37 protein-coding genes are annotated in these 25,364 nt (G+C 61.8%); 31 read left to right on the forward strand and 6 right to left on the reverse strand.

All coding sequences use genetic code 11. The features are described from left to right. Positions 1 to 686: 686 nt before the first annotated feature. From RA24_RS09940 to RA24_RS09950, 3 genes are all read right to left on the reverse strand, one after another. On the reverse strand, positions 687 to 2,225 hold the full coding sequence (locus tag RA24_RS09940; RefSeq protein WP_019297980.1) for a tripartite tricarboxylate transporter permease: 1,539 nt from the start codon (positions 2,223 to 2,225) through the stop codon (positions 687 to 689). 12 nt (positions 2,226 to 2,237) lie between these two features. Beyond that, complete coding sequence (locus tag RA24_RS09945) at positions 2,238 to 2,669, reverse strand: tripartite tricarboxylate transporter TctB family protein (RefSeq protein ID WP_019297981.1); 432 nt, start codon at positions 2,667 to 2,669, stop codon at positions 2,238 to 2,240. An 89-nt stretch (positions 2,670 to 2,758) separates the two neighbouring features. Continuing rightward, positions 2,759 to 3,736 carry a Bug family tripartite tricarboxylate transporter substrate binding protein gene (locus RA24_RS09950; protein WP_019297982.1) on the reverse strand — a complete coding sequence of 326 codons (978 nt, stop codon included), beginning with the start codon at positions 3,734 to 3,736 and terminating at the stop codon, positions 2,759 to 2,761. Between the two features lie 156 nt (positions 3,737 to 3,892). Between RA24_RS09950 and RA24_RS09955 the strand changes: the two genes are divergently transcribed. The 8 genes from RA24_RS09955 to rplP all read left to right on the forward strand — a co-directional run bounded on the left by RA24_RS09955 (position 3,893) and on the right by rplP (position 9,936). After that, positions 3,893 to 4,564, forward strand: a complete 672-nt coding sequence (locus RA24_RS09955) for a response regulator transcription factor (RefSeq protein ID WP_019297983.1) — start codon at positions 3,893 to 3,895, stop codon at positions 4,562 to 4,564. Beyond that, a complete protein-coding gene (locus RA24_RS09960; RefSeq protein WP_039191278.1) occupies positions 4,557 to 5,945 on the forward strand; it encodes a sensor histidine kinase in 1,389 nt (462 codons plus the stop codon). The genes RA24_RS09955 and RA24_RS09960 overlap by 8 nt, the downstream gene beginning before the upstream one ends. Beyond that, the gene (locus RA24_RS09965) at positions 5,942 to 6,982 is read left to right on the forward strand and encodes an ABC transporter substrate-binding protein (RefSeq protein WP_039191281.1); all 1,041 of its coding nucleotides are present in this window, start codon (positions 5,942 to 5,944) and stop codon (positions 6,980 to 6,982) included. Before RA24_RS09960 ends, RA24_RS09965 begins: the two co-directional genes overlap by 4 nt. Before the next feature lie 309 nt (positions 6,983 to 7,291). Next, positions 7,292 to 8,134, forward strand: coding sequence for a 50S ribosomal protein L2 (gene rplB / locus RA24_RS09970; protein WP_019297986.1), 843 nt, complete (start codon positions 7,292 to 7,294; stop codon positions 8,132 to 8,134). Between the two features lie 3 nt (positions 8,135 to 8,137). Next, entirely contained in the window at positions 8,138 to 8,416 is a 279-nt protein-coding gene (gene rpsS, locus RA24_RS09975) for a 30S ribosomal protein S19 (RefSeq protein ID WP_008554066.1), read from the forward strand. A 3-nt stretch (positions 8,417 to 8,419) separates the two neighbouring features. Next, entirely contained in the window at positions 8,420 to 8,800 is a 381-nt protein-coding gene (gene rplV, locus RA24_RS09980; RefSeq protein ID WP_008557868.1) for a 50S ribosomal protein L22, read from the forward strand. Then, the gene (rpsC, locus tag RA24_RS09985) at positions 8,800 to 9,510 is read left to right on the forward strand and encodes a 30S ribosomal protein S3 (RefSeq protein ID WP_019297987.1); all 711 of its coding nucleotides are present in this window, start codon (positions 8,800 to 8,802) and stop codon (positions 9,508 to 9,510) included. The genes rplV and rpsC overlap by 1 nt, the downstream gene beginning before the upstream one ends. Before the next feature lie 12 nt (positions 9,511 to 9,522). Next, entirely contained in the window at positions 9,523 to 9,936 is a 414-nt protein-coding gene (gene rplP, locus RA24_RS09990; RefSeq protein ID WP_019297988.1) for a 50S ribosomal protein L16, read from the forward strand. An 88-nt stretch (positions 9,937 to 10,024) separates the two neighbouring features. Here rplP and RA24_RS21735 read toward each other — a convergent pair whose 3' ends face one another. After that, positions 10,025 to 11,065: an adenylate/guanylate cyclase domain-containing protein gene (locus RA24_RS21735; RefSeq protein WP_206540076.1), complete on the reverse strand. Its 1,041-nt coding sequence runs from the start codon at positions 11,063 to 11,065 to the stop codon at positions 10,025 to 10,027. Here RA24_RS21735 and RA24_RS22650 point away from each other — a divergent pair. Beyond that, the gene (locus tag RA24_RS22650; protein WP_199275833.1) at positions 11,058 to 11,357 is read left to right on the forward strand and encodes a hypothetical protein; all 300 of its coding nucleotides are present in this window, start codon (positions 11,058 to 11,060) and stop codon (positions 11,355 to 11,357) included. The two genes, RA24_RS21735 and RA24_RS22650, sit on opposite strands and share 8 nt — an antisense overlap. Positions 11,358 to 11,391: 34 nt before the next feature. Here the strand turns inward: RA24_RS22650 and RA24_RS10000 are convergent, their stop codons facing one another. Continuing rightward, entirely contained in the window at positions 11,392 to 12,201 is an 810-nt protein-coding gene (locus RA24_RS10000) for a hypothetical protein (RefSeq protein WP_039191283.1), read from the reverse strand. A gap of 209 nt (positions 12,202 to 12,410) precedes the next feature. Between RA24_RS10000 and RA24_RS10005 the strand changes: the two genes are divergently transcribed. The 19 genes from RA24_RS10005 (at position 12,411) to RA24_RS10095 (ending at position 21,532) form a co-directional block, all read left to right on the forward strand. Next, positions 12,411 to 12,740 carry a hypothetical protein gene (locus RA24_RS10005; protein WP_152610599.1) on the forward strand — a complete coding sequence of 110 codons (330 nt, stop codon included), beginning with the start codon at positions 12,411 to 12,413 and terminating at the stop codon, positions 12,738 to 12,740. A gap of 128 nt (positions 12,741 to 12,868) precedes the next feature. After that, positions 12,869 to 13,489: a 2OG-Fe(II) oxygenase family protein gene (locus RA24_RS10010; protein WP_039191287.1), complete on the forward strand. Its 621-nt coding sequence runs from the start codon at positions 12,869 to 12,871 to the stop codon at positions 13,487 to 13,489. 42 nt (positions 13,490 to 13,531) lie between these two features. Further along, a complete protein-coding gene (locus RA24_RS10015) occupies positions 13,532 to 13,894 on the forward strand; it encodes a hypothetical protein (RefSeq protein ID WP_039191290.1) in 363 nt (120 codons plus the stop codon). A 50-nt stretch (positions 13,895 to 13,944) separates the two neighbouring features. Next, positions 13,945 to 14,988: a succinylglutamate desuccinylase/aspartoacylase family protein gene (locus RA24_RS10020; RefSeq protein ID WP_039191292.1), complete on the forward strand. Its 1,044-nt coding sequence runs from the start codon at positions 13,945 to 13,947 to the stop codon at positions 14,986 to 14,988. A 199-nt stretch (positions 14,989 to 15,187) separates the two neighbouring features. Beyond that, positions 15,188 to 15,388, forward strand: a complete 201-nt coding sequence (gene rpmC / locus RA24_RS10025; RefSeq protein WP_019297994.1) for a 50S ribosomal protein L29 — start codon at positions 15,188 to 15,190, stop codon at positions 15,386 to 15,388. Between the two features lie 11 nt (positions 15,389 to 15,399). Continuing rightward, complete coding sequence (rpsQ, locus tag RA24_RS10030; RefSeq protein WP_005621877.1) at positions 15,400 to 15,630, forward strand: 30S ribosomal protein S17; 231 nt, start codon at positions 15,400 to 15,402, stop codon at positions 15,628 to 15,630. 99 nt (positions 15,631 to 15,729) lie between these two features. Then, the gene (rplN, locus tag RA24_RS10035; protein WP_005621870.1) at positions 15,730 to 16,098 is read left to right on the forward strand and encodes a 50S ribosomal protein L14; all 369 of its coding nucleotides are present in this window, start codon (positions 15,730 to 15,732) and stop codon (positions 16,096 to 16,098) included. 2 nt (positions 16,099 to 16,100) lie between these two features. Then, positions 16,101 to 16,406 carry a 50S ribosomal protein L24 gene (gene rplX, locus RA24_RS10040; RefSeq protein WP_019297995.1) on the forward strand — a complete coding sequence of 102 codons (306 nt, stop codon included), beginning with the start codon at positions 16,101 to 16,103 and terminating at the stop codon, positions 16,404 to 16,406. Further along, on the forward strand, positions 16,406 to 16,969 hold the full coding sequence (rplE, locus tag RA24_RS10045; RefSeq protein ID WP_039174354.1) for a 50S ribosomal protein L5: 564 nt from the start codon (positions 16,406 to 16,408) through the stop codon (positions 16,967 to 16,969). The genes rplX and rplE overlap by 1 nt, the downstream gene beginning before the upstream one ends. A 20-nt stretch (positions 16,970 to 16,989) precedes the next feature. Continuing rightward, positions 16,990 to 17,295 (forward strand): 30S ribosomal protein S14, encoded by a 306-nt coding sequence (rpsN, locus tag RA24_RS10050; RefSeq protein WP_019297997.1) that lies wholly within the window; start codon positions 16,990 to 16,992, stop codon positions 17,293 to 17,295. A 13-nt stretch (positions 17,296 to 17,308) separates the two neighbouring features. Then, positions 17,309 to 17,701 carry a 30S ribosomal protein S8 gene (gene rpsH / locus RA24_RS10055; protein WP_019297998.1) on the forward strand — a complete coding sequence of 131 codons (393 nt, stop codon included), beginning with the start codon at positions 17,309 to 17,311 and terminating at the stop codon, positions 17,699 to 17,701. A 12-nt stretch (positions 17,702 to 17,713) separates the two neighbouring features. Beyond that, positions 17,714 to 18,247, forward strand: coding sequence for a 50S ribosomal protein L6 (gene rplF / locus RA24_RS10060; protein WP_039191295.1), 534 nt, complete (start codon positions 17,714 to 17,716; stop codon positions 18,245 to 18,247). Between the two features lie 11 nt (positions 18,248 to 18,258). Next, entirely contained in the window at positions 18,259 to 18,618 is a 360-nt protein-coding gene (gene rplR / locus RA24_RS10065) for a 50S ribosomal protein L18 (protein WP_019298000.1), read from the forward strand. A 114-nt stretch (positions 18,619 to 18,732) separates the two neighbouring features. Next, on the forward strand, positions 18,733 to 19,302 hold the full coding sequence (gene rpsE, locus RA24_RS10070; protein WP_019298001.1) for a 30S ribosomal protein S5: 570 nt from the start codon (positions 18,733 to 18,735) through the stop codon (positions 19,300 to 19,302). 13 nt (positions 19,303 to 19,315) lie between these two features. Continuing rightward, positions 19,316 to 19,504, forward strand: coding sequence for a 50S ribosomal protein L30 (gene rpmD, locus RA24_RS10075; RefSeq protein ID WP_019298002.1), 189 nt, complete (start codon positions 19,316 to 19,318; stop codon positions 19,502 to 19,504). A gap of 103 nt (positions 19,505 to 19,607) precedes the next feature. Next, positions 19,608 to 20,228, forward strand: a complete 621-nt coding sequence (locus tag RA24_RS10080; protein ID WP_152612829.1) for a hypothetical protein — start codon at positions 19,608 to 19,610, stop codon at positions 20,226 to 20,228. A gap of 47 nt (positions 20,229 to 20,275) precedes the next feature. Continuing rightward, positions 20,276 to 20,695, forward strand: a complete 420-nt coding sequence (locus RA24_RS10085) for a hypothetical protein (protein WP_019298004.1) — start codon at positions 20,276 to 20,278, stop codon at positions 20,693 to 20,695. Positions 20,696 to 20,839: 144 nt separating this feature from the next. Then, positions 20,840 to 21,052 (forward strand): DUF1127 domain-containing protein, encoded by a 213-nt coding sequence (locus RA24_RS10090; protein ID WP_039191298.1) that lies wholly within the window; start codon positions 20,840 to 20,842, stop codon positions 21,050 to 21,052. A gap of 264 nt (positions 21,053 to 21,316) precedes the next feature. Then, entirely contained in the window at positions 21,317 to 21,532 is a 216-nt protein-coding gene (locus RA24_RS10095; protein ID WP_039152139.1) for a DUF1127 domain-containing protein, read from the forward strand. Between the two features lie 522 nt (positions 21,533 to 22,054). Here the strand turns inward: RA24_RS10095 and RA24_RS21970 are convergent. Continuing rightward, positions 22,055 to 22,561: an SMI1/KNR4 family protein gene (locus RA24_RS21970; protein ID WP_082020347.1), complete on the reverse strand. Its 507-nt coding sequence runs from the start codon at positions 22,559 to 22,561 to the stop codon at positions 22,055 to 22,057. A 198-nt stretch (positions 22,562 to 22,759) separates the two neighbouring features. On the opposite strand from RA24_RS21970, the gene rplO reads away from it, so the two are divergent. The 3 genes from rplO to RA24_RS10115 all read left to right on the forward strand — a co-directional run bounded on the left by rplO (position 22,760) and on the right by RA24_RS10115 (position 25,350). Next, positions 22,760 to 23,230, forward strand: a complete 471-nt coding sequence (gene rplO / locus RA24_RS10105) for a 50S ribosomal protein L15 (RefSeq protein WP_019298008.1) — start codon at positions 22,760 to 22,762, stop codon at positions 23,228 to 23,230. Positions 23,231 to 23,341: 111 nt separating this feature from the next. After that, on the forward strand, positions 23,342 to 24,706 hold the full coding sequence (secY, locus tag RA24_RS10110; RefSeq protein WP_019298009.1) for a preprotein translocase subunit SecY: 1,365 nt from the start codon (positions 23,342 to 23,344) through the stop codon (positions 24,704 to 24,706). Then, positions 24,703 to 25,350, forward strand: a complete 648-nt coding sequence (locus RA24_RS10115) for an adenylate kinase (RefSeq protein WP_039151040.1) — start codon at positions 24,703 to 24,705, stop codon at positions 25,348 to 25,350. The genes secY and RA24_RS10115 overlap by 4 nt, the downstream gene beginning before the upstream one ends. Positions 25,351 to 25,364: the final 14 nt, after the last annotated feature.

Below are 25,364 nucleotides of genomic sequence, written 5' to 3' on the forward strand. Positions count from 1 at the left end.
GGGAAGTATCAGGAATATCAAACTGCGTTTTGTTGAATCTACTACCCCGGCTTTCACGAATTTGAGAAACCACTGGCCTCTGAAGGATCGCTTTGTCCTACTGCACCGGCTTTGCAGCGCCTTCTTCTAGTGGCGGCAGCGCTGTATTTCATATTGATCGTAGGGGGCCAGTTAAGGCGCAGGGCTTTTCAGCCCGAAGCCCCGGCAAACTCTTTTCATTTAGTGCGGTCACGCAATGCTGCCGCTATTTGCGTGTTTTTTTACGACTACACACTTGCCGAGAGAGCAGGTAGGATACGGCGGTTGCCTGCTCCCGCAGCCAAAAACGCCAAGCAAGATCAACGCCTTACGACCCGAATACGCGGGGCTTTCTGCATTGGCACATGCCGCGCTGGAAGCACTGTGAAAGCAGAAGAACGTAAAACGCGCTGGTGCGCAGGGGCAATCCTTTCTGTTTCAGATACAGTTGGCGCCAAGCTAATCGTCATGGGGGCGTTTGACCGCATCAACCTGCCGCGGTTTCTGAACTGTTTCCTCAGGCTTGTGCCGTTTCGTTCCAATTCTCGGTCCTCCGTTTTCCTAAACATAACCGCGGACCAGTTTAGGCGGGGCATTCCAGCCTAGCGGCAAAAACACCGCTGAAACCCGCCAGTCCGGACCTGTGCCCGGACTGGCAGCGGAGGCAGTCAGTCGCTGACTGCCCCTTTCTCGTCGCGGCGCTGATGCATCCTGGCCTTCAACCTGGCGCCGACAATCACCGGCAGCACGAAGCCGATTATGGCAACCGTCCAAAGCGCGATGGACAGCGGGCTGTCAGCAAGGGTCCACCAGTTGCCGTTGTCGATTGTGACTGCACGGCGCAGGTTGTTCTCCATCGCGTTGCCCAAGAGCGTCCCCAGAATGACCGGCACAAGCGGCACGTCCAGCTTGCGCAGTGCCCAGCCCATGACCCCGAAGCCGATCATCACCAAGAGGTCGAAGGTGCTGCCGGAAATGCCGTAGATGCCGACAAAGCTGACCATCGCCACGATCGGCATCAGGATGCGCGAGGGGATCATCAGCACGCGGGTGAACAGGCCGACCATCGGGATATTCATCGCCAGCAGCATGAAGTTGGCGATGAACAGCGCTGCGATCAGGCCCCAGACCACGTCCGGGTTCTGGCTGAACAGCAGCGGGCCCGGCGTGATATTGAGCGCCAGCAGCACCGCCAGCAGCACCGCGGTTGTGCCCGATCCCGGCACCCCAAGTGCCAGCATCGGCACCAGGGCACCGCCAGCCGCGGCATTGTTGCCGGCTTCGGGCGCCGCCACGCCGCGCGGGTCGCCGGTGCCGAAGGTGCCTTCCTTGTCGACCAGCTTTTTCTCCATCGAATAGGAGATGAACGACCCCAGCGAGGCTCCGGCACCCGGCAATACGCCTGCGATAAATCCCAAAAAGGAGGTCCGCAGCATGGTCGGGGTGGTCTGCCGGATCATCGACACCGGCGGATAGAGCTTGCCGATGGTAAGCTTGCGCCCCGCGGCGTCGGATCCGCCGTGCCGGGTTTCCAAAAAGATGAAGACCTCGGACAGGGCAAACAGGCCGACGATGGCGACCAGGAAATCCAGCCCGTCATAGAGATGCACCTCACCGAAAGTGAAGCGCGGCACGCCGGTCTGGGTATCAACACCAATGGTCGCTAGTCCAAGGCCCAGCGCCGCGGCAAAGGCGGATTTCGCCTGGTTGGTAGACGACACGCCGCCCAGCGTCATGAAGGCCAGCGCGAACAGGGCGAAATATTCCGCGGGGCCGAACAGCAGGGCGATCTTGACCAGCTGCGGCGCCAGCAGGATCAGACCCCAGGTGGCCAGGAAGGCGCCGACAAAGGACGCGATGCCCGATAGCGACAGAGCCTCGCCCGCCAGACCCTTCTTGGCCATCGGGTGGCCGTCCAGGCAGGTCATCATGGCGGGTTCGTCCCCGGGAATGTTCAGCAGAATCGAACTGATGCGCCCGCCGTACATGGCGCCGTAATAGACACTGGTCAGCAAGATCAGCGAGGGCGTCGCCCCCAGCCCCATGGTAAAGGCCAGCGGGATCAGGATGGCGACCCCGTTCGACGGTCCCAGCCCGGGCAGCGCGCCCATGATGGTGCCCAGGAAGCAGCCCAGCAGCGCCAGGCCGATGTTCTGCCAGCTGAGCGCGATGGCAAAGCCGTCGCCAAGATTTGCGAGAAGCTCCATGCTGCGCCCTCCTCAGAAGCCAAAGGGACCCTTGGCCAGCGACAGGCCGAGGATCAGGTGAAAGGTGACATAGATGCCGATGGAAGTGCCGGCGCCCACGGCCACTGTTTCCAGCGGTCCCGACCCCAGCCGCCAGGCCAGATAGGCGGCGGCGAAGGCGGTAGCGATGACAAAGCCGGCAACCGGCAGCATTTCGGCGTAAAGGATCAGCACCACAACAGCGGCGGCCAGTTCCGCCAGCCGTCCCAGTGCGGGCCAATGCGGCTCCGGGTCCGGGCGCAGCGCAATCACCGCGCCCGAGAGGCCGAGGATGGCAGCAATGATCAGGGGAAAGGCCTTGGGGCCGACGGCATCGGAGAGAAAGCTTTCCTCGATCGCAAGCGCGGCAAAGACATAGCCGGCAGCAAGGATCATGCCGAAGACCCCGAAGATACGATCGCTCATGGCGGTCTCCAGTTCAGGTGTCTGGCGGGGCCGCCCGCAGAGGGAACCGCAGGATTGCGCGGCCTCCCCCGGGACTAACCCCGAAAAGGTTACTTGATGATGCCGATGTCCTTGGAAATCGACTGGATCTGCGCGACCGAACCAGCCACGAATTCCTGGAACGCAGCCCCTTGCAGGTCCAGCGGCGCCAGGCCGTTGGCGGCCATTACCTCTTTCCACTCGTCGGAGGCATAAAGGTCGCCGATCTTCGACACCCAGGCGTCATAGGCCTCGTCCGACATGCCGCCCGGCGCATAGAAACCGCGCCAGTTGGCGCCAATGGCATCCACCCCCTGTTCCTTGGCGGTCGGAAAGTCTGCGAACTCGCCCGGAAGCCGCTCCGGCGACAGCACCGCGATCACCTTGATATCGCCAGAATCCACAAAGCCCTTGGCTTCGGAGATGTCGCCGGTGAAGGCCTGCACGGAGCCTGCCAGCAGCTGGGTCACAGCCTCTCCGCCGCCGTCAAAGGCGATGTACTTGACGCTGCGCACGTCCTCGATGCCATAGGCGCTGGCGGCGATCAGGACCTTCAGGTGGTCCCAGCCGCCAACGGCGGAGCCGCCCGCGACGGAGACCGAGGACGGATCGGCCTTGATGGTGTCCAACAGCTGCGGCAGCGTTTCGACCTCACTGTCAGCGGACACTGCGATCACGCCGTAGTCCGCCCCGATGGCCGCCAGCCAGCGCACCTGGTCCATGCTGTTGCCCGGATAGGCGCCCTGTGCCAGGCGGGTTGCGGTGGCGCTGGAGGCGGCAACAATCAGGCTGTTGTCGTCCGCGCGCTTGTTGACCACCTCGGCAAAGGCCACGCCGCCGCCGCCGCCGGCCAGGTTCACGACCTGCATGGTCTTATCGATCAGCCCCAAATCCTGCAGCGATTTTCCAACCTGGCGGCAGGTGAAGTCCCAGCCGCCGCCAGGGTTGGCTGGGGCGATACATTCGGGGTTTTCCTGTGCCTGGGCCGCAAAAGCGGACAGCGACAGGGCGGCAGCGGCAAACAGGCCGCGGGTGACAGTGAATTTCATGCGTTCCTCCTCAGGTCGTGGCCGGCGCACTCCCAAGCGCCGGAGATCACCCGCAACAATTCGCTTTGGCAGCTCTGTTTCTGCGGGTTAGACATGTTTACCCATTAAAGCTGTCACCAACCTGTCGCCGGTATCAGCAAAGCGGAGCGCCATTGAATGCGGGTCTTGATGGTCGAGGATGCAGAGGATCTGGCCGAGGGGGTGACCGCCCACCTGGCCCGTTCGGGAATTGCCTGTGATCTGGCGCCGGACATCGAAAGCGCCCGCGACTGCCGGGCCGTGCAGGCCTATGACGCGGTGATCCTGGACATCAACCTGCCGGATGGCTCCGGCCTGTCATTGCTGCGCGAGATGCGCCTGGCGGGTGATCCGGCGCCAGTGCTGATGCTGACCGCGCTGACCTCAGTCGACGATCGGGTGGCGGCACTGGACCAGGGGGCGGATGACTATCTGGGCAAACCCTTTGACCAGCGCGAGCTGGAGGCGCGGCTTCGGGCGCTGGTGCGGCGGCAGATGGAGCGCAAGGATGAGCAGATCACCCTCGGCTCGCTGGTTTTTGCCCCGAGCGACCGCAGCGCCCGGCTCGACGGGCGTCTGCTGGAGCTGACTCGGCGCGAGGCGGCGCTCTTGGACATGCTGATCCGCCACCAGGACCGGTACTTGTCCAAGTCCCGGCTTTATGACTCGCTCTACGGCTTTGATGATGCCGATGTCGGCGAAAACGCGATTGAGCTCTACATCGCCCGCCTGCGCAAGAAGATTGCGGGCAGCGATGTCAGCATCGCAACCCAGCGGGGGGTCGGTTACCGGCTGCATCTCAATGGCTGAGCCGCGCCCGCCGCTGACTCTGGCGGCCAGGGTGCTGGGGGCGGTGCTGCTGATCCTGCTGCTCGGCGGGGTGCTGGTCTCCGGTTCCGCCTGGCTGAATGGCCAGCAGGCCGCGCGGCAGGCCTATGACCGGATTCTGCTGGGCGCGGCAAACGACATCGCGGAATCTGTCCGCATCCAGGCAGGCACCCCCATCGCGGATCTGCCGGTCTCTGCCTTCCAGCTGCTTGCCCAGGCACCCGAGGACCGCATCTATTACGCGGTGCATGGACCCGGGCAGGTTTTCATCACCGGTGTCGATCCCCAGACAGAAATACATGCGCCGGAGGGCGGCGGCGGGGCAGGGTACTTCGAGGCCCAGCTGAATGATGAACCCGCGCGGTTTGTCCGCGTCACCCGCCGTTTTGCGGAACGTGACTTCTCCGGTCCGGTTGAGGTTGTGGTTGGCCAGACCCTGCGGGCGCGCAGAGCGATGACCGCGGATCTGATGCTGGATGCCTTATGGCCGATGGCGTCGGCAGGTCTGGTGCTGCTGGTGATGGCCTGGATGGTCATCCGGACTGCCCTGCGCCCGCTCGACGCGATCACCGCGGATCTCGCCCGCCGGGATCCCTACGACCTGACCCCGATTGCAACCGGCCGCCTGCCGCAGGAGCTGCAGGTGGTGCTGGGCGCCATGAACCGCTTCATGGGCCGGCTGGACGGCCAGGTTGAGGCGATGCGCAACCTGATTTCCGACACCGCGCATCAGCTGCGCACTCCGGTTGCTGCAATCCGCGTGCAGGCGGAAACCGCCATTGCAGAACCCGGCGGGGATGCCAGCCGCCGCGCCCTTGACCGGCTGCTGGCCCGCACCCGCTCGCTGGGCACCCTGCTGGATCAGCTTCTCAGCCGTGCGCTTGTGGTCCACCGCACTGACAGCGCCCCGCGCCTGCCCGTCGACCTGCGCGAGGTGGCACTGGAAATCATGGAGCGTGACGACCACGCACTGCTGGCGCCCGGCACCGACCTGCGGCTGGAAATCGGCGAGGATCCCGTGATGGTGCGCGCCGATGCATTTTCTCTTGGCGAGGCGGCCGGCAACCTTCTTGGCAATGCACTCAGGCACGGCACACCCCCCGTGGCCATCGGCGCAGAACGGCGCGGCGGCGATGCCATCCTGTGGGTGCGCGATGCAGGCCCCGGCCCGGTGCCTACGGTGATGGCGCAGCTCGGCAGCCGCTTCAACCGCAGTGCCGGAACCCAGGAGAACAGCACTGGCATCGGCCTGTCGATTGTGGCCTCCGTGGCAGCGGCCTTTGGCGGCCGGGTGGAGATGACGCAGGAGGAGGAGGGCTTCCGTGCCGCCTTGGTCCTGCCCGCCGCGCAGGAGGGGGCATGATGCGGATCCGGCACCTGCTGCTGATACTTTCCACCCTGCTTCCTGCCGCCGCCGCCGCGCAGGAGGCAACCCATCGGTACGGCAGCGGCCCGGTGCCCTTCCTGCTGCGCTCCACCACTGACAACAGCATTATCCAGCCCGTCATGGAGCGCTTTGCCGAGCGGCATCCGCAGCTGGCGATCACCTACGAGCAATGGGGCTCCAACGCGCTCTTTGCCCAAAGCCGCGCCGATTGCCGGGACGGCAGCCCGCCTGCCGACGCGGTGCTGTCCTCGGCGGTGCAGCAGATGGTCTGGCTGGTCAATGCCGCCTGTGCCCATCCGCACCGCTCGCCCGCGGCGCTGGCGCTGCCGCCGTCGCGGCGCTGGCGTAATGAACTGTGGGGGGTCACCACCGAACCCGCGGTGATCGTCTATAACAAGCAGCTGCTGGACGGCGCAGATGTGCCGCGCAGCCGGTTTGCGCTGCTGGATGCGCTGCGGGCCAAACCCGGTCTCTACCGCGGCAGGATCGCCACCTATGACATCGCCGCCTCCGGACTTGGTTACCTGTTCGCCTACAGCGACAGCCTGGAGGCAACAACATTCGGCGCCTTGCTGGAAGGTTTTGCCAGGGTCGATGCCGTTGCCACCTGCTGCTCCGCCGAAATCATCGCCGGCGTGGCAGAGGGCCGTTTCCTGATCGCCTACAACGTGCTGGGCTCCTACGTTGCAAATGCCTCCGCGCCCGAGGTTGGAACCATCCTGCCGGAGGACTACACCCTTGTGCTGTCCCGTGCCTACATGATCCCGGCAGAGGCGCGGCAAATAGCAGCCGCTGCGGATCTTCTTGATTTCCTCCTCAGCCCGGAAGCGCAAGAGCTGCTGGCCGAGGCGGGCCTCGTCACCGAGATTGCCGCAGCGGACTCCGGCCTGGCTCCCAGTGCCAGGCGGTCGATTCCGCTTGCCCCTTCGCTGCTGGTTGCGCTTGATCCCAACAGGCGGGCGCTGCTGCTCAAATTCTGGAGCGACACCTTTGGTAGCGGCGGCGGGCCCTGAGCGCCCCCCCTTTGCTGCCAGCGCGGTGCTTTCAGGCGGGTTCCTGGAAGCCCGTCAGCGCTGCAACCGGTGCCACCGGGGCATTTGCCAGCTGGCTGAAACTCTGTCATTGCCACCTCCCGGCGACTCTGCTAAACGCCATCCATCCTGAAGACCCCGGATTCGTTTCCGGGGTCGTTATGTTTGTCAGGACATACGAACTCGGGGACCTTCGGGGCCCTATAACACAGGCACCTACGGGGGCCTTCAACATAGCTGGGCCAAAGACAAGAACCTAAGGCCTGGCACGCTAAACGGAAGACAGAAAGCATGGCACTCAAGTCGTATAAACCGACGACGCCGGGCCAGCGTGGGCTGGTTCTGATCGACCGTTCGGAGCTTTGGAAAGGGCGTCCGGTCAAGTCTCTCACTGAGGGTCTGACCAAATCGGGCGGCCGGAACAACACCGGACGGATCACTGCACGCCGCCGTGGCGGCGGCGCAAAGCGCCTCTACCGGATCGTTGACTTCAAACGGAACAAATTTGATGTAGCGGCCACCGTTGAGCGGATCGAATACGACCCGAACCGGACCGCATTCATCGCGCTGATCAAATACGAAGACGGCGAACAAGCTTACATCCTGGCGCCTCAGCGTCTGGCTGTTGGCGACAAGGTTGTCGCGTCTGCAAAAGCCGACATCAAGCCGGGCAACGCAATGCCGTTCTCGGGCATGCCGATCGGTACCATCGTTCACAACATCGAAATGAAGCCCGGCAAAGGCGGCCAGATCGCCCGTGCAGCCGGTACCTACGCTCAGTTCGTTGGCCGTGACGGCGGTTACGCTCAGATCCGCCTGTCCTCGGGCGAACTGCGCCTGGTCCGTCAGGAATGCATGGCCACCGTCGGTGCCGTGTCGAATCCGGACAACTCGAACCAGAACTTCGGTAAAGCCGGCCGTATGCGCCACAAGGGCAAGCGTCCTTCCGTGCGTGGTGTCGTCATGAACCCGATCGACCACCCCCACGGCGGTGGTGAAGGCCGGACCTCCGGTGGCCGCCACCCGGTGACCCCCTGGGGCAAACCGACCAAGGGCAAACGGACCCGCAACAAAAACAAGGCGTCGCAGAAGCTCATCGTCCGCTCGCGCCACGCCAAGAAGAAAGGCCGCTAATCCATGGCACGTTCCGTATGGAAAGGCCCCTTCGTTGATGCTTACGTCCTGAAAAAGGCCGAAGCAGCGCGTGAATCGGGCCGCAATGAAGTGATCAAGATCTGGTCGCGCCGTTCCACCATCCTGCCGCAGTTCGTCGGCCTGACCTTTGGTGTGTACAACGGCCAGAAGCATATCCCCGTCAACGTCTCGGAAGACATGATCGGTCAGAAGTTCGGTGAATACTCGCCGACCCGCACCTATTATGGCCACGCCGCAGACAAAAAAGCGAAGCGGAAGTAAGTCATGGGCAAGGAAAAGAACCCCCGCCGCGTGGCAGACAACGAAGCAATGGCAAAACTGCGCATGCTCCGTACCTCCCCGCAGAAACTGAACCTGGTGGCTCAGATGATCCGCGGCAAGAAAGTTGAGAAGGCCCTGACCGACCTGACTTTCTCCAACAAGCGGATCGCGCAGGACGTGAAGAAATGCCTTCAGTCCGCCATCGCGAATGCTGAAAACAACCACAACCTGGACGTCGATGAACTGATCGTCGCCGAGGCATGGGTTGGCAAGAACCTGACCATGAAGCGCGGCCGTCCGCGTGCCCGTGGCCGGTTCGGCAAAATCCTGAAGCCGTTCGCGGAGATCACCATCAAGGTGCGTCAAGTTGAGGAGCAAGCCTAATGGGTCAGAAAGTCAATCCGATCGGCATGCGCCTTCAGGTCAACCGCACCTGGGACAGCCGCTGGTACGCCGACACCAAAGACTACGGTGATCTGCTGCTCGAGGACCTGAAAATCCGCGAGTTCATCAAGGAAGAATGCAAGCAGGCTGGCATTGCGCGCGTCATCATCGAGCGCCCGCACAAGAAATGCCGCGTGACCATTCACACCGCCCGTCCGGGCGTCATCATCGGCAAGAAAGGCGCGGACATCGAAGTCCTGCGCAAGAAGATTGCCAAGATGACCGACTCCGAGCTGCACCTCAACATCGTTGAAGTGCGCAAGCCGGAACTGGACGCTCAGCTGGTCGGCGAGTCCATCGCCCAGCAGCTGGAGCGCCGTGTGTCCTTCCGCCGTGCCATGAAACGGGCCGTGCAGAACGCTATGCGCATGGGCGCCCTGGGTATCCGGGTGAACGTCGCTGGCCGTCTGGGCGGTGCGGAAATCGCGCGTACCGAATGGTACCGTGAGGGCCGCGTGCCGCTGCACACCCTGCGTGCCGACATCGATTACGCACACTCCGAAGCGATGACCCCCTACGGGATCATCGGGATCAAGGTCTGGATCTTCAAAGGCGAGATCATGGAGCACGATCCTTCGGCGCGTGACCGTAAAGCACAAGAAATCCAGGACGGCCCTGCACCCCGTGGTGCTGGTGGCGGCCGTCGCTAAGGAGGATTTGAGATGCTTCAGCCAAAGCGCACTAAATTCCGCAAAATGCACAAGGGCCGGATCCACGGCCTGGCAAAAGGCGGTTCCGACCTGAACTTCGGCACCTATGGCCTGAAGGCAACCCAGCCTGAGCGTGTGACTGCACGCCAGATCGAAGCTGCCCGCCGTGCCATGACCCGCCACATGAAGCGTCAGGGCCGTGTTTGGATCCGTATCTTCCCGGACACTCCGGTGACCTCGAAGCCGACCGAAGTCCGTATGGGTAAAGGTAAAGGCTCCGTGGACTACTGGGCAGCCAAGGTTAAGCCTGGCCGCGTGATGTTCGAGATCGACGGCGTCAGCGATGAAATCGCACGCGAGGCCCTGCGCCTGGCGGCGATGAAGCTGCCGGTCAAGACCCGCGTCGTGGTCCGCGAAGACTGGTAAGCGGCTGGGGGAAACCCCGTTCGTGAACGTTTGACCCCCGCCGGGACACCGGCGGGGGTTTTCCTTTGTTGTGCGCCTGCACTACCAGTCAGGGCGCAAAGCCTCTGGACACTGTATATGTCCGCATCCGGCCCTTGCCCTTGATCTCCACATCGCCCAGCGGGTCGATCTGCACCTCATCCCCAAGATGGCCCCGGGTTGCTTCGGTAATTTGGATGATGCCCGGCCGGCCATGCGACTCCATGCGCGAGGCCACGTTCACGGTGTCCCCCCACAGATCATAGGCGAACTTCCGTTCCCCGATCACGCCGGCCACGACTGGCCCCGAACTGATGCCGATGCGCATGCTGAACGGGAACTGGCCGGACTCGTTTATCTCTTGCGCCGCGTCAATCATGTCCAGCGCCAGTGACACCATGGCCTGGGCGTGATCTTCGCGCGGTTCGGGCAGGCCTGCAACCACCATATAGGCGTCCCCGATCGTCTTGATCTTCTCGCAGCCGTGCTTCTCGACCAGTGTATCGAAACGCGAAAACGCTGCATTCAGGGTTTGCACAATCTCGGGCGGAGTCAGCCTGCCGGAGGTTTCCGTGAAGTTCACGATATCGGCAAACAGCACTGATACGCTTGGGTGTTCATCGGCAATCAGATGCGGGTCGTCTTTCAGGCGCGCGGCAATCGGCTCGGGCAGAATGTTCAGCAAGAGATTTTCGGCGCGCTGGAATTCCTTTTCCATTTCCCTTTCTGCCCGGGTGGCGGCAGTTGCGTAGAGGGCGGCAAACACGCCAAGCATTGGAATGATCGGCGCTGTGTTGAAGACAAAAAAGAACAGGGTCCACCCGTGCGTGAGCGGCCGCACCGGGGCTGACAAGGTGCCATAAACCCCCATTGCAACAAAGGCCATGGCGCAGAGTGCGCTCAAAAGCAGCCGCGTGAGCGGTTGTCCGTAAGGCAGCATGGGAAACAGCAGTATGGGTATGAATAGGTAGCTCAGGAAAAACGGCGCCAGCCCCATGTAGTAGGTGCAAAATGCTGCATGAGCGGGGATTTCGCACAGGAACGTCAGCAGGGTCGGCCATTTGATGTCCCGCAGGGTCAGGGCAGCCCAGCACCCGAACCCAATGAGCACGGTAGAGAATATGTTGAAAACGGCCATCACCGGCTGGTCTGCATACCAGAACAGAAAAATGAACGATCCGTGGGAAAACAGGCCAATCGGAAATCCGGCTCTGGCCAGCCCGTATGCGCGCCGCATTTCGCTGGAAGAACCGGGCGGTGCCCTGTTTATCCAGCCAATTAATGCCGCTCGCCGTGTCTGGCTCACCATTTCCGGAACCCCCGCCGGGTTCCATATTCGGGCGCGGGGGGCCGGCCTGTCAACTTTACCGGCTGTTGACTATGCGCCCTCTCCGCTGTGTTAGGCGGTGGAAAGCAATTCCACCGCAGCGCCGCCGCTCAGGCCGGGGCGGCAGAATTCAGCGGCCCGGTAGCGGCCAGGCAAGCCGCGGCAGGCGGTTCAAGGCCGGCGTCTGCAGCGGGGCTCAGCCTTTGTGTTTCCTGCGAGAATACGGCCTCGGTTTCCCCTTCGAAGCAGCTTTGAATGCAGCGGTGCAGCTCGCCCTGTTCCTTGAGGTTCGCTGCCAGCCTGTGGCCGGCATCAGGGAAGACCCAGTGGTGAATGTTGCTGGCTTTCGGGAACAGCTGCGCGTGCTTGCCGTCCACTCCCTTGCCGGCGGAGAAGATGAAATATTCGGTTTCCGGCGCGAAATAGTGGCTGGCGGGCTTCATCGGAAAACTCTTGATTGAGTTCGAGTACATCCGCCAGCGCGTGTCATGTGGCTCGGCCTCCGGGTCGACCGTCAGCTGCGGCACAAAGGAGACTGACCGGGTGATCGGCAGATATGCGCCCGCTACGATGGCCAGATAACCGCCCATGCTGTTGCCGATCGAATACAGCGTGCTGCCCTCAGCCGCCTGCCTGACCGCAGCAGTCAGCACATCCCAATCCAGCCGGTTCCCCCACGACCGGGTCTTGTCATAGCAAAAGACCGTATTGCCGAATTCGCGGCCGATGCCGGCAAACTCCGGTGTTTGCACGTCAATCAGGTCCATCTTTTGGCCAATGCCCGGAAACGACAGCAGCACGCGGCTGCCGGCGGGGGCGGGCTGTGGCTTCAGGGCTTCGACCCGCAGGAACTTGTTTTCGTAGATGATGTGCATGTTGCCAATGCCTTCTGCTGTGCGGTCCGGAGGATCCTTGCACATCGGGCGTTAACTTGCGGTAAGCCTCGGTAGGCAAACCTGCCGGATTGTTCTCATTTAAGGCAATTGCCCGATGTTAACGGAATGTACAGGTTTTGTTCCCATCGTGATCCTAGGGTTGTGCTGGCTCGGCCGTCCTCCCGCAAGGGGCGGGTGGTGCCTATGTTTTCGGCCAGGACAACCAATGTGATGTTGAAAGAGGAATGCTTGTAATGCGCTTGATTGCTCCCGCTGCCCTTAGTCTGGGTCTGTCAGCTTGTGGTGCGATGGAATTCGACCGGAATGACCTGTCGAATATGTACGGCCCTGCAACCAACTACCGGAACCCGGTTGCGCAGCGGGAGGTGGTGAACAGCTTCATCTCGCAGGAAAGCGTGTCGCGTGACGGCAGGGCTGCGCACTGGACCTCCCCGGACGGCTGCACCTATTCGCGCACCCAGGCACCCGGATATGCGCCGGTTTGGTACCTTGTGCAGAACCCGCATCATGTGGGGATGCCCAATGCGCACCGCGGCTGCCCGATGACCGTGGTGGACGGGTAGGGGCTGCCGGGGGGGGCGCCTCAGACCGTTTCTGGCAGCTGTTCCGGCTGGCACCGGCTGCAAAGGGGCATCGAGCCAGCGCGAGGATGCATCTCGCCAAGGACTTCGGGCTGCGCTAAGACGCTGGCATGGCCCAGATTGAATCGCTCTTCGTGACCCGCCTCTACCGCGCGCAACTGTCCGAATACGGACCATCGGTTGACGCGCAGGAACTGGAAAACTCCTGCCTTGTCATCGCCGGCGATGATGATGCCGGCCAGGACTGGTGCGAGGACAACGGCTATCCCGGCTATACCTCCTATGCGTCGCTCACCGATCTGCCCTGGCGGTTCCCGATCTTTGCCGACCTGGTGAAATCACTGGACCAGCATGTGGCGGCTTTTGTCCGGGATCTGGAGTTCGATCTGGACGGCCGCGAGCTGAAGCTGGAGGATCTCTGGATCAATATCCTGCCCGAAGGCGGCACCCACTCCAGCCACCTGCACCCGCATTCGGTGATCTCCGGCACCACCTATGTGTCGATGCCCGACGGCGCCTCGGCGCTCAAGCTGGAGGACCCGCGCTCCGCCCGGATGATGGCGGCGCCCACCCGCACCAAACAGGCCCGGCGCGAGCTGCAGCCCTTCATCTACATGAAGCCGAACGTGGGCGACGTGCTCTTGTGGGAAAGCTGGCTGCGCCACGAGGTGCCGATGAATATGGCCGAGGACGAACGGATATCGGTGAGCTTCAATTACAAGTGGGAGTGATTTACGCTCCCTCGCGGTTCACCTGCAAATCGGGCATTGCCAATGTATGACCATGCGCCGATCCCGGTCCGGGAGGGTGAGCAGATTGTTCATGCTGTCCATGCGCGCATCGCACCCACGCTGGCCGAGGTTGTTATCATCGTTCTTTGCGCCCCGGTTGCTCTGGTGCTCTGGCTGTTCGTTCACCGGGCTTTTCGCTCAGCCACCTACGTGATCACGACGCAGCGTGTGCTGGCGGTGGAAAAGCGGGGCGCTTGCAGTGAGGTCGCCATCAAAGACATCCAGCGTCTCAGGACGTTCCGCGGTGCCATGATGATCCATGCGGCAGAGACCCGCCTCTGGCTCCCCCGGCTCCCGGACGGCTGGCAGTTCGAAACCATCCTCAACAGGGTGCGGCAATTGTAAAAGCCCCGGAACTCGCCTAGCTTCCCGAAGCAGCCCTGCGGGAGGTATAGATGGCGCGGCGTTCCCCTTTTGAAATCGGTGGTTTCCACATTCCGCCCGGCACCCGCCGCACCGTGGATATGCCGGTCAGCGTTCTGTCGGACCACACGCCGGTCACCATGTCCGCCCATGTGATCCACGGCGCGGAGGAGGGGCCTGCGCTGTTTGTCTCTGCAGCGATCCACGGCGATGAGGTGATCGGGGTGGAAATCGCCCGCCGCCTGCTGCGCAGCCGCCAGTTCTCGCGCCTCAAGGGCACGCTGATCGTGGTGCCGATCGTCAACACCTTCGGCTTCCTCAACCACTCCCGCTACCTGCCGGACCGGCGCGACCTGAACCGCTGCTTTCCGGGCAGCGAGGGCGGGTCGCTCGCCAGCCGCCTGGCGCATCTGTTCATGACAGAGGTGGTGGCGCGCTGTGACCTCGGCATCGACCTGCATTCCGCTGCCATCCACCGCACCAACATGCCGCAGATCCGGGTGTCGCCCAAGTCGCCGGAGACACTGGCCTATGCCGATGCCTTCGGTGCGCCGGTGGTGATCCGCTCCTCGCTGCGCGACGGCAGCTTGCGCAAGGAGGCACAGAAGGCGGGCGTCGATATCCTGCTTTATGAGGCGGGGGAGGGGCTGCGGTTCGATGAGCAATCCGCCCGCGTCGGCGTTGCCGGCATCCTGCGGGTGATGCATGCGCTGGGCATGATCCCCGAGGACGGCGTGCCGCTGGCCGAGGCGGTGCCGGTCAAGGCCAGCGACAGCAGCTGGGAGCGTGCCCCCGCAGGCGGGCTCTTGCGCGCCTACAAGACCACCGGCGAAATGGTGGAGGAGGGCGACGTGCTGGGCATCGTCGCCGACCCCTTCGGGGAGGAGGAGGTGGAGCTGACCGCCAGCCAGCCCGGCCTGATCATCGGCCGCGCCAACATGCCCATCGTCAACGAGGGCGACGCATTGTTCCACATCGCCAAGGTGTCCGCGCCGGAAGAGGCTGAAGACCGCATCGAAAGCCTGAACGCCCAGCTGGACGGGGCTGCGATGTTTGATGAGGATGAGATTATCTGACCGCCCCGGCGGCCCGCCAATCTTTCCCTTGCCCCTCACCCCCGTCTCCTCTATAGGGACCCATCGCTTGAACCCAATCCGTCTTGGATCCGGGTCAGGTGATTCTTTTTTGCTGCCCGTTCCGGGCGGTTGACATAACCCACCAGGTAAAAAGGTGACCCTCGGGGCCTTCTGGTGCTTTGGACAAGGAACAAAGGCGATGAACGCCAATGATCTGCGCGAGAAGACCGTGGATGAACTCCGCGATATGCTCGCATCCCTGAAAAAAGAGAGCTTCAACCTGCGCTTTCAGCAGGCAACCGGTCAGTTGGAATCGACCTCCGGCATCAAAGCGGCCCGCCGCAATGCTGCCCGCGTCAAGACCATCCTGAACGAAAAAGCTGCAGCAGCAGCCGAATAAGGAGCGACACAATGCCCAAACGTATCCTGCAAGGCGTTGTGACCAGCGACGCAAACGCCCAGACCGTCACCGTCTCGGTTGAACGCCGCTTCACGCACCCGGTTCTGAAGAAAACCATCCGTAAGTCCAAGAAATACCGGGCTCACGATGAAAAGAACGCTTTCAAGGTCGGCGATTCCGTACGCATCATCGAATGCGCGCCGAAATCGAAAACGAAACGCTGGGAAGTTCTGGAAGCCTAAGAGTCTCATCCGAGACTCCTGGCGGCTAGACTTAACAGTCAGTCGAAACCCTGGGGGATACCAGCACGCATCGCTGCCCCATAGGTCGGGAGAAACCACATGATCCAGATGCAAACAAATCTGGATGTTGCTGACAACTCCGGCGCCCGCCGAGTTCAGTGCATCAAGGTTCTGGGTGGCTCCAAGCGTAAATACGCTTCCGTTGGCGACATCATCGTCGTCTCGGTTAAAGAAGCCATCCCGCGCGGCCGCGTGAAAAAAGGCGACGTCCGTAAGGCCGTTGTCGTGCGCACCGCCAAAGAAGTCCGCCGCGAAGACGGTACCGCGATCCGTTTTGACCGGAACGCAGCTGTCATCCTGAACAACAACAACGAGCCGGTCGGTACCCGTATCTTTGGCCCGGTTGTTCGTGAACTGCGCGCGAAGAACTTCATGAAGATCATCTCGCTGGCTCCGGAGGTGCTGTAATCATGGCTGCGAAACTCCGTAAAGGCGACAAGGTCGTCGTGCTGGCAGGCCGCGATAAGGGCAAGGAAGGCACCATTGCTTCCGTTGACCCGAAAGCCGGCAAAGCCGTCGTCGAAGGCGTGAACATGGCAATCCGCCACACCCGCCAGACTCAAAACAGCCAGGGCGGCCGTCTGCCCAAGGCACTGCCGATCGACCTGTCGAACCTGGCACTGCTGGACAGCAACGGCAAAGCAACCCGCGTCGGCTTCCGCGAGGAAGACGGCAAGAAGGTGCGCTTCGCCAAGACCACCGGGGAGACTGTCTGATGCTTGACGCTGCAACCTACACCCCGCGCCTGAAAACTCTCTACAAGGACACCATCCGTGGCGCCCTGAAGGAAGAGTTCTCCTACAAGAACGAGATGATGATCCCCAAGCTGGACAAGATCGTTCTGAACATTGGCTGCGGCCGCGCTGCTGTCAAAGACAGCAAGAAAGCCAAATCCGCCCAGGCCGACCTGACCGCAATCGCGGGCCAGAAGGCTCTGACCACCGTGGCAAAGAACTCCATCGCCGGCTTCCGCGTTCGCGAAGGCATGCCGATGGGCGCCAAGGTGACCCTGCGCGGTGACCGGATGTACGAATTCCTCGACCGTCTGATCACCATTGCGATGCCCCGTATCCGCGACTTCCGCGGTGTTTCGGGCACCTCCTTCGACGGCCGCGGCAACTATGCCATGGGCCTGAAAGAGCACATCGTGTTCCCGGAAATCGATTTCGACAAGATCGACGAAGCCTGGGGCATGGACATCGTGATCGCCACCACCGCGAAAACCGACGCGGAAGCAAAGGCGCTGTTGAAAGCTTTCAACATGCCCTTCAACAGCTAAGCGCGGGAAGGATAGAGACCATGGCTAAGAAAAGCATGATCGAACGCGAGAAGAAGCGCGAGCGCCTGGTGGCAAAATACGCCGCAAAGCGTGCCGAGCTGAAAGAAATCGCAAACGACGAATCTCGCCCGATGGAAGAGCGCTTCAAGGCGCGTCTGAAACTGGCGAAACTGCCGCGCAACTCGTCGGCAACCCGTCTTCACAACCGTTGCCAGCTCACCGGCCGTCCGCACGCTTACTACCGTAAGCTGAAGGTCAGCCGTATTGCGCTGCGCGAGCTGGGTTCTGCTGGTCAGATCCCCGGCCTGGTGAAATCGAGCTGGTAAGGGAGAGACTGATATGAACGATCCTATCGGCGATATGCTCACCCGTATCCGTAACTCTCAGATGCGCGGCAAATCCACCGTCATGACCCCGGCTTCCAAGCTGCGGGCCTGGGTGCTGGACGTGCTGGCGGACGAGGGCTACATCCGCGGTTATGAGAAGATGACTGGTGAAAATGGCCACCCGGCCATCGAAATCAGCCTCAAGTACTTCGACGGCGAACCTGTCATTCGCGAGCTCAAGCGGGTCTCCAAGCCCGGCCGCCGCGTTTACATGGGCGTCAATGACATCCCGTCGGTCCGTCAGGGCCTGGGCGTGTCGATTGTCTCCACCCCCAAGGGTGTGATGTCGGACGCAAACGCACGCGCAGCCAACGTTGGCGGCGAAGTGCTTTGCACCGTCTTCTAAGGAGGCCTCGCAATGTCCCGTATTGGTAAGAAACCGGTCGAACTGCCCAGCGGCGTTTCCGCCTCTGTGTCCGGCCAGACCATCGAAGTGAAAGGCCCGAAAGGCGCCCGCACCTTCACCGCAACCGACGACGTCACCCTCTCCGTGAACGACAACGTTGTCACCATCGAGCCGCGCGGCAAGTCCAAGCGTGCCCGTCAGCAGTGGGGCATGTCCCGCACTCAGGTGGCCAACCTCGTGACCGGCGTGACCCAGGGCTTCAAGAAAGAACTGGAGATCCAGGGTGTGGGTTACCGGGCTCAGATGCAGGGCAACACCCTGAAGCTGAACCTGGGCTACAGCCACGACGTCGACTTCGTTGCACCTGATGGCATCACCATCACTGCACCGAAGCAGACTGAAATCGTTGTGGAAGGCATCGACCAGCAGCAGGTGGGCGAAGTGGCGGCGAAAATCCGCGACTGGCGCCGTCCGGAGCCCTACAAGGGCAAAGGCATCCGCTACAAGGGCGAATTCATCTTCCGCAAGGAAGGCAAGAAGAAGTAAGGACCAGCAAAATGGCAAACAGCAAACGTACCCTGTTTCTGAAGCGCCGGCTGCGCGTCCGGAACAAGCTTCGCAAAGTGAACGCAGGCCGTCCGCGTCTGTCCGTGCACCGTTCGAACAAGAACATCTCTGTTCAGCTGATCGACGACCTGCGCGGTGTGACCCTGGCAGCAGCGTCGACCCTGGAAAAAGATCTCGGTGTTGTCGGCAAGAACAACATCGACGCAGCGTCCAAAGTTGGTGCAGCGATCGCCGAGCGCGCAAAAGCGGCTGGCGTGACCGAAGCCTACTTCGACCGCGGCGGCTTCCTGTTCCACGGCAAAGTGAAGGCTCTGGCCGACGCTGCGCGTGAAGGCGGCCTGAAGATCTAATCCCATGCGGGCGGCCTCTCGGGGCCGCCCCGATGATCCGGGAACCCGGACCCGTTCCGGGTTCACCAAGGATTGATAGAACAGGCGCCTAGCGCCCTATGAAAGGAATGCCTGATGGCAGAACGTGAAAACCGCCGCGGCCCCCGCCGCGAGCGTGAAGAGGCACCGGAATTTGCAGATCGCCTGGTCGCGATCAACCGCGTGTCGAAAACCGTAAAAGGCGGTAAGCGCTTTGGCTTCGCAGCCCTGGTTGTCGTTGGCGACCAGAAAGGCCGCGTCGGCTTTGGCAAGGGCAAGGCGAAAGAAGTGCCCGAGGCGATCCGCAAGGCGACCGAGCAGGCGAAGCGCCAGATGATCCGCGTGCCGCTGAAAGAAGGCCGCACCCTGCACCACGACATGTCCGGCCGTCACGGCGCAGGCAAAGTTGTGATGCGGACCGCACCGGAAGGTACCGGTATCATCGCGGGCGGCCCGATGCGTGCCGTGTTCGAGATGCTGGGCATCAAGGACGTGGTCTCCAAGTCGATCGGTTCGCAGAACCCCTACAACATGATCCGCGCCACCCTGAACGGCCTGCAGAAAGAGCAGAGCCCGCGCTCGGTGGCTCAGCGCCGCGGCAAAAAGGTCGCCGACATCCTGCCCAAGCGGGATGAAGCACCGGCAGCTGCCGAAGCTGAAGCGTAAGGAGTAGAGAGACATGGCAAAAACCATCGTCGTCAAGCAGATCGGCTCGCCGATCCGCCGCCCCGCCAAACAGCGCGCAACCCTGGTTGGCCTGGGCCTGAACAAGATGCACAAGACCCGTGAGCTGGAGGATACTCCTTCGGTCCGCGGCATGGTCAACTCGATCCCGCACCTGGTTCAGATCATCGAAGAGCGCGGCTAAGCCCCTCTCGGTTGTTAGACAAAAAACGCTCCGGTGGTTGCCACCGGGGCGTTTTTATATTTTGGTGCCGGAAAGTTCATGAAAGTGTTTTCCAGGAGATGAAATGCGTTTGATATCAATTGTTTCGGCCGTTGCGGTGCTGCTTTCGGCTTGTGGATCTTCAGGACCGTCCCGCGAGCAGACCATTGCCGCTTTCCGGGCGGGGCCGTCAGCAGCTGAGCGGCAGGGTTACCATAAGATCGGATCGATGCAGATCAGCCAGAAAGGCGAACCTTACAGCGGGTTCCATGTAACGGTCAGCCAGCAGCGCTCCCTTCCGGAGGCCTATTTCCAGGTGAATCTGCGGCCGGTGTCGCAAAGGCCTGAAGGGATCTCGAGGGATTACAGAATTCCCGACCAAATCCTTGAAGATATTCCGAACAGCTTGCTAGCAGAGGCAAGTGTCCAGATTGCCAGCGGCCGGGGAACTGACAGGATCCACAGGCTGGCCAAGGAAGTGGCCAAGCGTACCTACTGCGTCGGGCGAACAGTAGGTAACTACGATCTGAAGGGGACCCGGGTAACGGACCCTGCGTCGATTGCAAAAGTGATCGCAGCCACCGGCGGCGATGTTCTGGGTAAAAACATCAGCCATCTGAATATCAAGCGCGAGCGAATTCCAGTTGTGGACCGTAAGGTGCATCATACCGGGAACGCCTGGGCTCAGGTGAACCTGAAGTGCTGACGCGGTGCTTGGCAGTTATTAGCGCGGCAGCATTGCTCTCAGGATGCATGTCTGCTGAAAGCAGTGGCCGCCAAAAGGTTGCGCAGACTGCAGCGGATCAGACACTGATGCTGTTTGATCCGCAGCACGGGTTTCAAATCGTCTATTTTGCCAGCGAAGAGCAAAGCTGGCTTTGGTATCCGGGCAACCGGATTAGCCTGCCGGCTTCGGTGCGGCAGGAAGCGGACCGGATCTGTTTCAAATATCCCGCGGAGTCTTTCAACCCGGTCACAAAGGCAGTTGGGGGGAACTGGAACTGTATCCCTAATTTCTTGCATGATGGATTGACGGTTGCTGCCGCTGAGGGAGATGTCTTCAATCTTTCGGCGGGAACTGTGCCCTACCGGCGGTCGAAATGCGACGGTACGGGCAGATTCGGGCGGGGGACTGTTGATCCTGGCCTCTATCGGCAAGGATGCGGTGTTTAGCGGCACCTTGCAGCGCGTGCATAGCGGGCAGTCCGATCCGTCAGTTGTTCGACTCATCCCCCGGTCCTATCTCGGTGTCACAGCAAACGACCAAACACGGACCGCCGGGAATAGGCCCGGCATCAGACACGAAGGACCTGAACGATGGCACATGTTATCTCCGCTGCACACACCGGCCACAGCCTGACCGCCCGCATCCGCGCAACCGTCGACGGCCTGGTGGACTCCTGGACCAAAGCCCGCGAATTCCAGCGCACCTACAACGAGCTGGACGCGCTGTCCGACCACGAGCTGTCCGACATCGGCGTCCGCCGCAGCGACATCGCCGACATCGCGCATCAGCACGTCTACGGCTAAGAATTCCCTTTTCCCGGGCGCTCCTCTCCTCCTCCTCTTCATGCCCGGGCCAAAGCGCCTCTGCCCTTCCCGGGCGGGGGCGTTTTCTATTGAGGGACTTCAAGATATCTCACGCATTTGTGCTATGCGCCCGCCGCATAGCCGCCAGACCAAAGCAGCCGTTGCGGGCTTGCGGGGCCATCCTTATTTCCCTGTCACTTCAGACGAACAGATCAAGCGACGCGCCGGAGGCACGCTCCGGCAGCGCAGCAAGGAACAAGAACAATGGCTTATTCAACTCTTTCCGCACCGGTCTCCGCCGGTCTTTTCACCCGTTTCCTGAGCGTTGCCTCCGGTCTTTACCGGAACTGGCAGCTGCGCCGCGAGTACCGCCAGACCGTCCACGCCCTGCGCGCGCTCTCGGCCCGCGACCTGGCCGACATCGGCCTCAGCCGCTGCGCCATCCCCGGCGCCGCCCGCGAGCACGTCTACGGCAAGTGATCTCCCCGGCCGGCTGACGGATCCTCCTCCCTCTCCGAACGCCCGGCCCAAAAGCGCCCCTGCCATCCCGGCGGGGGCGTTTTTTCTTCGTTAGCTGAAAACACCGCCCGGCCGGCAGGCCGGGCAGCGCCCGGACCTCCCCCACGGGGAGGGCGCTTTCAGCACCCGCCCCGAGGTCCGGTCGCTGCCCTCTGTGTCCTACAGAAACGGGGGGTGTACAGGCCCGTTGCGTACCCACCGTACGCACCGCCTACGGGGTTTTAACCCCGCTCTGGCAGTATCATCCCCGGTCATGATCACCCGCCGGGCCTGACACCCCCGGCACCTGGAACAGGGCTCCGGTCTGGCACCCGGAGCGCGCAGACGCGTTTTCGCATGGGGGCAATCCCATCCCATCTCCACCCCGGCGGCGCCGCCACCCTTTAACGGACGGCCAGCAGCGGAACGGACACGACAGAGACAGACGGCAAGACACGCAACCGGCAGGGCAGGGGCCTTGGCGGGCGGCGAGTGCATTCGGATTCAGGGCAGGTACAGCTTGAGGAACGCGTCGAAGCTTATTGCGAGCTTTGTTGTGCTTAAGAAGTCATGATCCCAAAAAATAACTGGAGACTCCCAAGGGGGCCCGCCGCGCAAAGCCTCCATGTCAAAGCAGATTTGGTTTCCGGAGCTGTCATGTGCAATAGGAAGAAGGCTTTTCGGCATGCCAGCTTCACGCCACGCCAGTGCTTTCTGCGCGTCGGTTGGATGGTGGAAGTCGGCCAAGTGAGGTGCGCGCTCTGGAAGGAGCAGCGCTAAAGGTGGAAACCGATTGAGCCATTTGAAATGCCGGTTATCCTTTTCGCTAAGCCAATCCCAAAGTTTTGCAGTCGGTGAAGGTAATCCTACTTCCAGCAATTGGGAGAGATAACTTGTAGGCAGTGTAATGCCCAAATTTTCTTCGAGAGCCCTTAGGTCGCCCTCTTTAACGGTCTTTGGGCAAAAGTTAGGGTGGCTCCAAGCTTCGTGAAATTTCTTTAAATTGCTCATTGTCGGCCTCAACCAAAATAGCGGATATCCTTTCGCTGTGTCTGCGAAAGGTCAACAGCTTTCGGCTCCCCACTTGATCCCATCCCCCAACCCGTCTATAGGCACCCGGTGGCGTTCTGCGCCACGGAATCACCAATCAAGAAACGCCGTGTTTGGCCCATCACGCTTCGGGGGCCACATCCGGCAAGGAGAAGCGACATGAAACTTCACGAACTGCGCGACAATGCAGGCGCCGCCAAGAAACGCACCCGTGTGGCCCGTGGCCCGGGTTCCGGCAAAGGCAAAATGGGCGGCCGCGGCATCAAAGGCCAGAAATCCCGTTCGGGCGTCTCGATCAACGGCTACGAAGGCGGCCAGATGCCCTTGTACCAGCGTCTGCCCAAGCGCGGCTTCAACAAGCCGAACCGCAAGGCATACGCCGTTGTGAACCTGGGCCTGATCCAGAAGTTCATCGACGCCGGCAAACTGGACGCGGCCTCCATCACCGAGGATTCGCTGGTTGCCTCCGGCCTGGTCCGCCGCAAACTGGACGGCGTCCGCATCCTGGCCAAAGGCGAAATCACTGCCAAAGCAACCATCGCAGTCACCGGCGCATCCGCTGCAGCTGTTGACGCTGTTGCAAAAGCTGGCGGCACTCTGACTGTGGCAGCCCCCGCCGCCGCAGAGTAACGGCTTGTGAGCGGCGCCAATGCCGCTTACATAGTCTCCGAGTTTTCCTAGAACGCCGCCCGAGCCGGAAAACGGTTCCGGGCGGCGTTTCGCTAAAGAAGAGACCTTTTCATGGTATCAGCAGCAGAACAAATGGCGGCAAACACCAGCTGGGCTGCCCTTGGCAAAGCTACGGATCTGCGCAACCGCATCCTGTTCACCATCGGCCTTTTGATCGTCTACCGCCTGGGCACCTTCATTCCGGTTCCCGGCATCGACGCAGCCGCCCTGCGCCAGTTCATGGAGCAGGCAGGCCAGGGCATCGGCGGCATGGTGTCGATGTTCACCGGCGGCGCGCTTGGCCGCATGGGGATCTTTGCCCTCGGCATTATGCCTTATATCTCCGCCTCCATTATCGTTCAGCTTCTGACTTCGATGGTGCCTTCGCTTGAGCAGCTCAAGAAAGAGGGCGAGCAGGGCCGCAAGAAGATCAACCAGTACACCCGCTACGGCACCGTGGCGCTGGCGACCGCACAGGCCTATGGCCTCGCCGTGTCGCTGGAACAGGGCGATCTGGCGACCGATCCCGGCATGTATTTCCGCATGGCCTGCATGATCACCCTGGTCGGCGGCACCATGTTCCTGATGTGGCTGGGCGAGCAGATCACCCAGCGCGGCATCGGCAACGGCATCTCGCTGATCATCTTCGTCGGCATCATCGCCGAGGTTCCGGCAGCAATTGCCCAGTTCTTCGCCTCCGGCCGCTCCGGCGCGATCAGCCCGGCGGTGATCATCGGCGTGATCCTGATGGTGATCGCGGTGATCATGTTCGTGGTGTTCATGGAGCGCGCGCTGCGCAAGATCCACATCCAGTACCCGCGCCGCCAGGTCGGCATGAAGGTCTATGACGGCGGCTCCTCGCATCTGCCGGTCAAGGTGAACCCGGCGGGCGTGATCCCGGCGATCTTCGCCTCCTCGCTGCTGCTGCTGCCGACCACCATCTCGGCGTTCTCCTCGGGCGCGGCGACCGGCCCGGTGATGTCCTGGCTGCTCGCGAACTTCGGCCCCGGCCAGCCGCTGTATCTGCTGTTCTTCGTCGCGATGATCGTGTTCTTTGCCTATTTCTACACCTTCAACGTCTCCTTCAAACCGGAAGACGTGGCGAACAACCTGAAGAACCAGAACGGCTTTGTCCCCGGCGTCCGCCCCGGCAAGAAGACCGCTGAATACATCGAATACGTGGTCAACCGCATCCTGGTTCTGGGCTCCGGCTACCTGGCCCTGGTCTGCCTCCTGCCGGAGGTCCTCCGCGGCCAATTCGCCATCCCTGTATATTTTGGCGGCACGTCCGTTCTGATTGTGGTATCCGTCACCATGGACACCATTCAGCAGGTGCAAAGCCACCTCCTCGCGCATCAGTATGAGGGCCTTATCGAGAAGAGCCAGCTGCGCGGGCGCAACAAGAAACGGACAAAACGGGGACCCTCTCGCCGATGACCAATATTATTCTCCTTGGCCCGCCTGGTGCGGGCAAAGGTACGCAAGCGCGTTACCTGGTTGAATCCCGCGGCATGGTGCAGCTCAGCACCGGCGACATGCTGCGGGAGGCCCAGACCTCTGGCACTGAAATGGGCAAGAAAGTTGCTGCCATCATGGCCGAGGGCAAGCTGGTCACCGACCAGATCGTGATCGGCCTGATCCGCGAAAAACTGCAGGGCGGCGCCGAGGGCGGCTTCATCTTCGACGGTTTCCCGCGCACCCTGGCCCAGGCCGATGCACTGGCCAAGCTGCTGGATGAGATGGATCTCAAGCTCGACGCCGTGATCGAGATGCAGGTCGACGACGACGCGCTGGTCGCCCGCATCACCGGCCGCTCCACCTGCGGCGGCTGCGGCGAGGTCTACCACGACCAGACCAAACCCTGGCCGGCAGACGGCAAATGCGCCAATTGCGGCAGCGACAACGTGCAGCGCCGGGCGGACGACAATGAGGACAGCCTCAAGACCCGCCTGATGGAATACTACAAGAAGACCTCGCCGCTGATTGGCTACTATTACGCCAAGGGCAACCTCCAGCGCCTGGACGGCCTCGCCTCGATTGAGGACGTCCGCAAGAGCATGGCCTGGATCATGGGCGAATAAGCCGCCCGTTTACC

Origin of the sequence: Leisingera sp. ANG-M6 (genome assembly GCF_000813905.1) — a bacterium.
Classification (GTDB): domain Bacteria; phylum Pseudomonadota; class Alphaproteobacteria; order Rhodobacterales; family Rhodobacteraceae; genus Leisingera.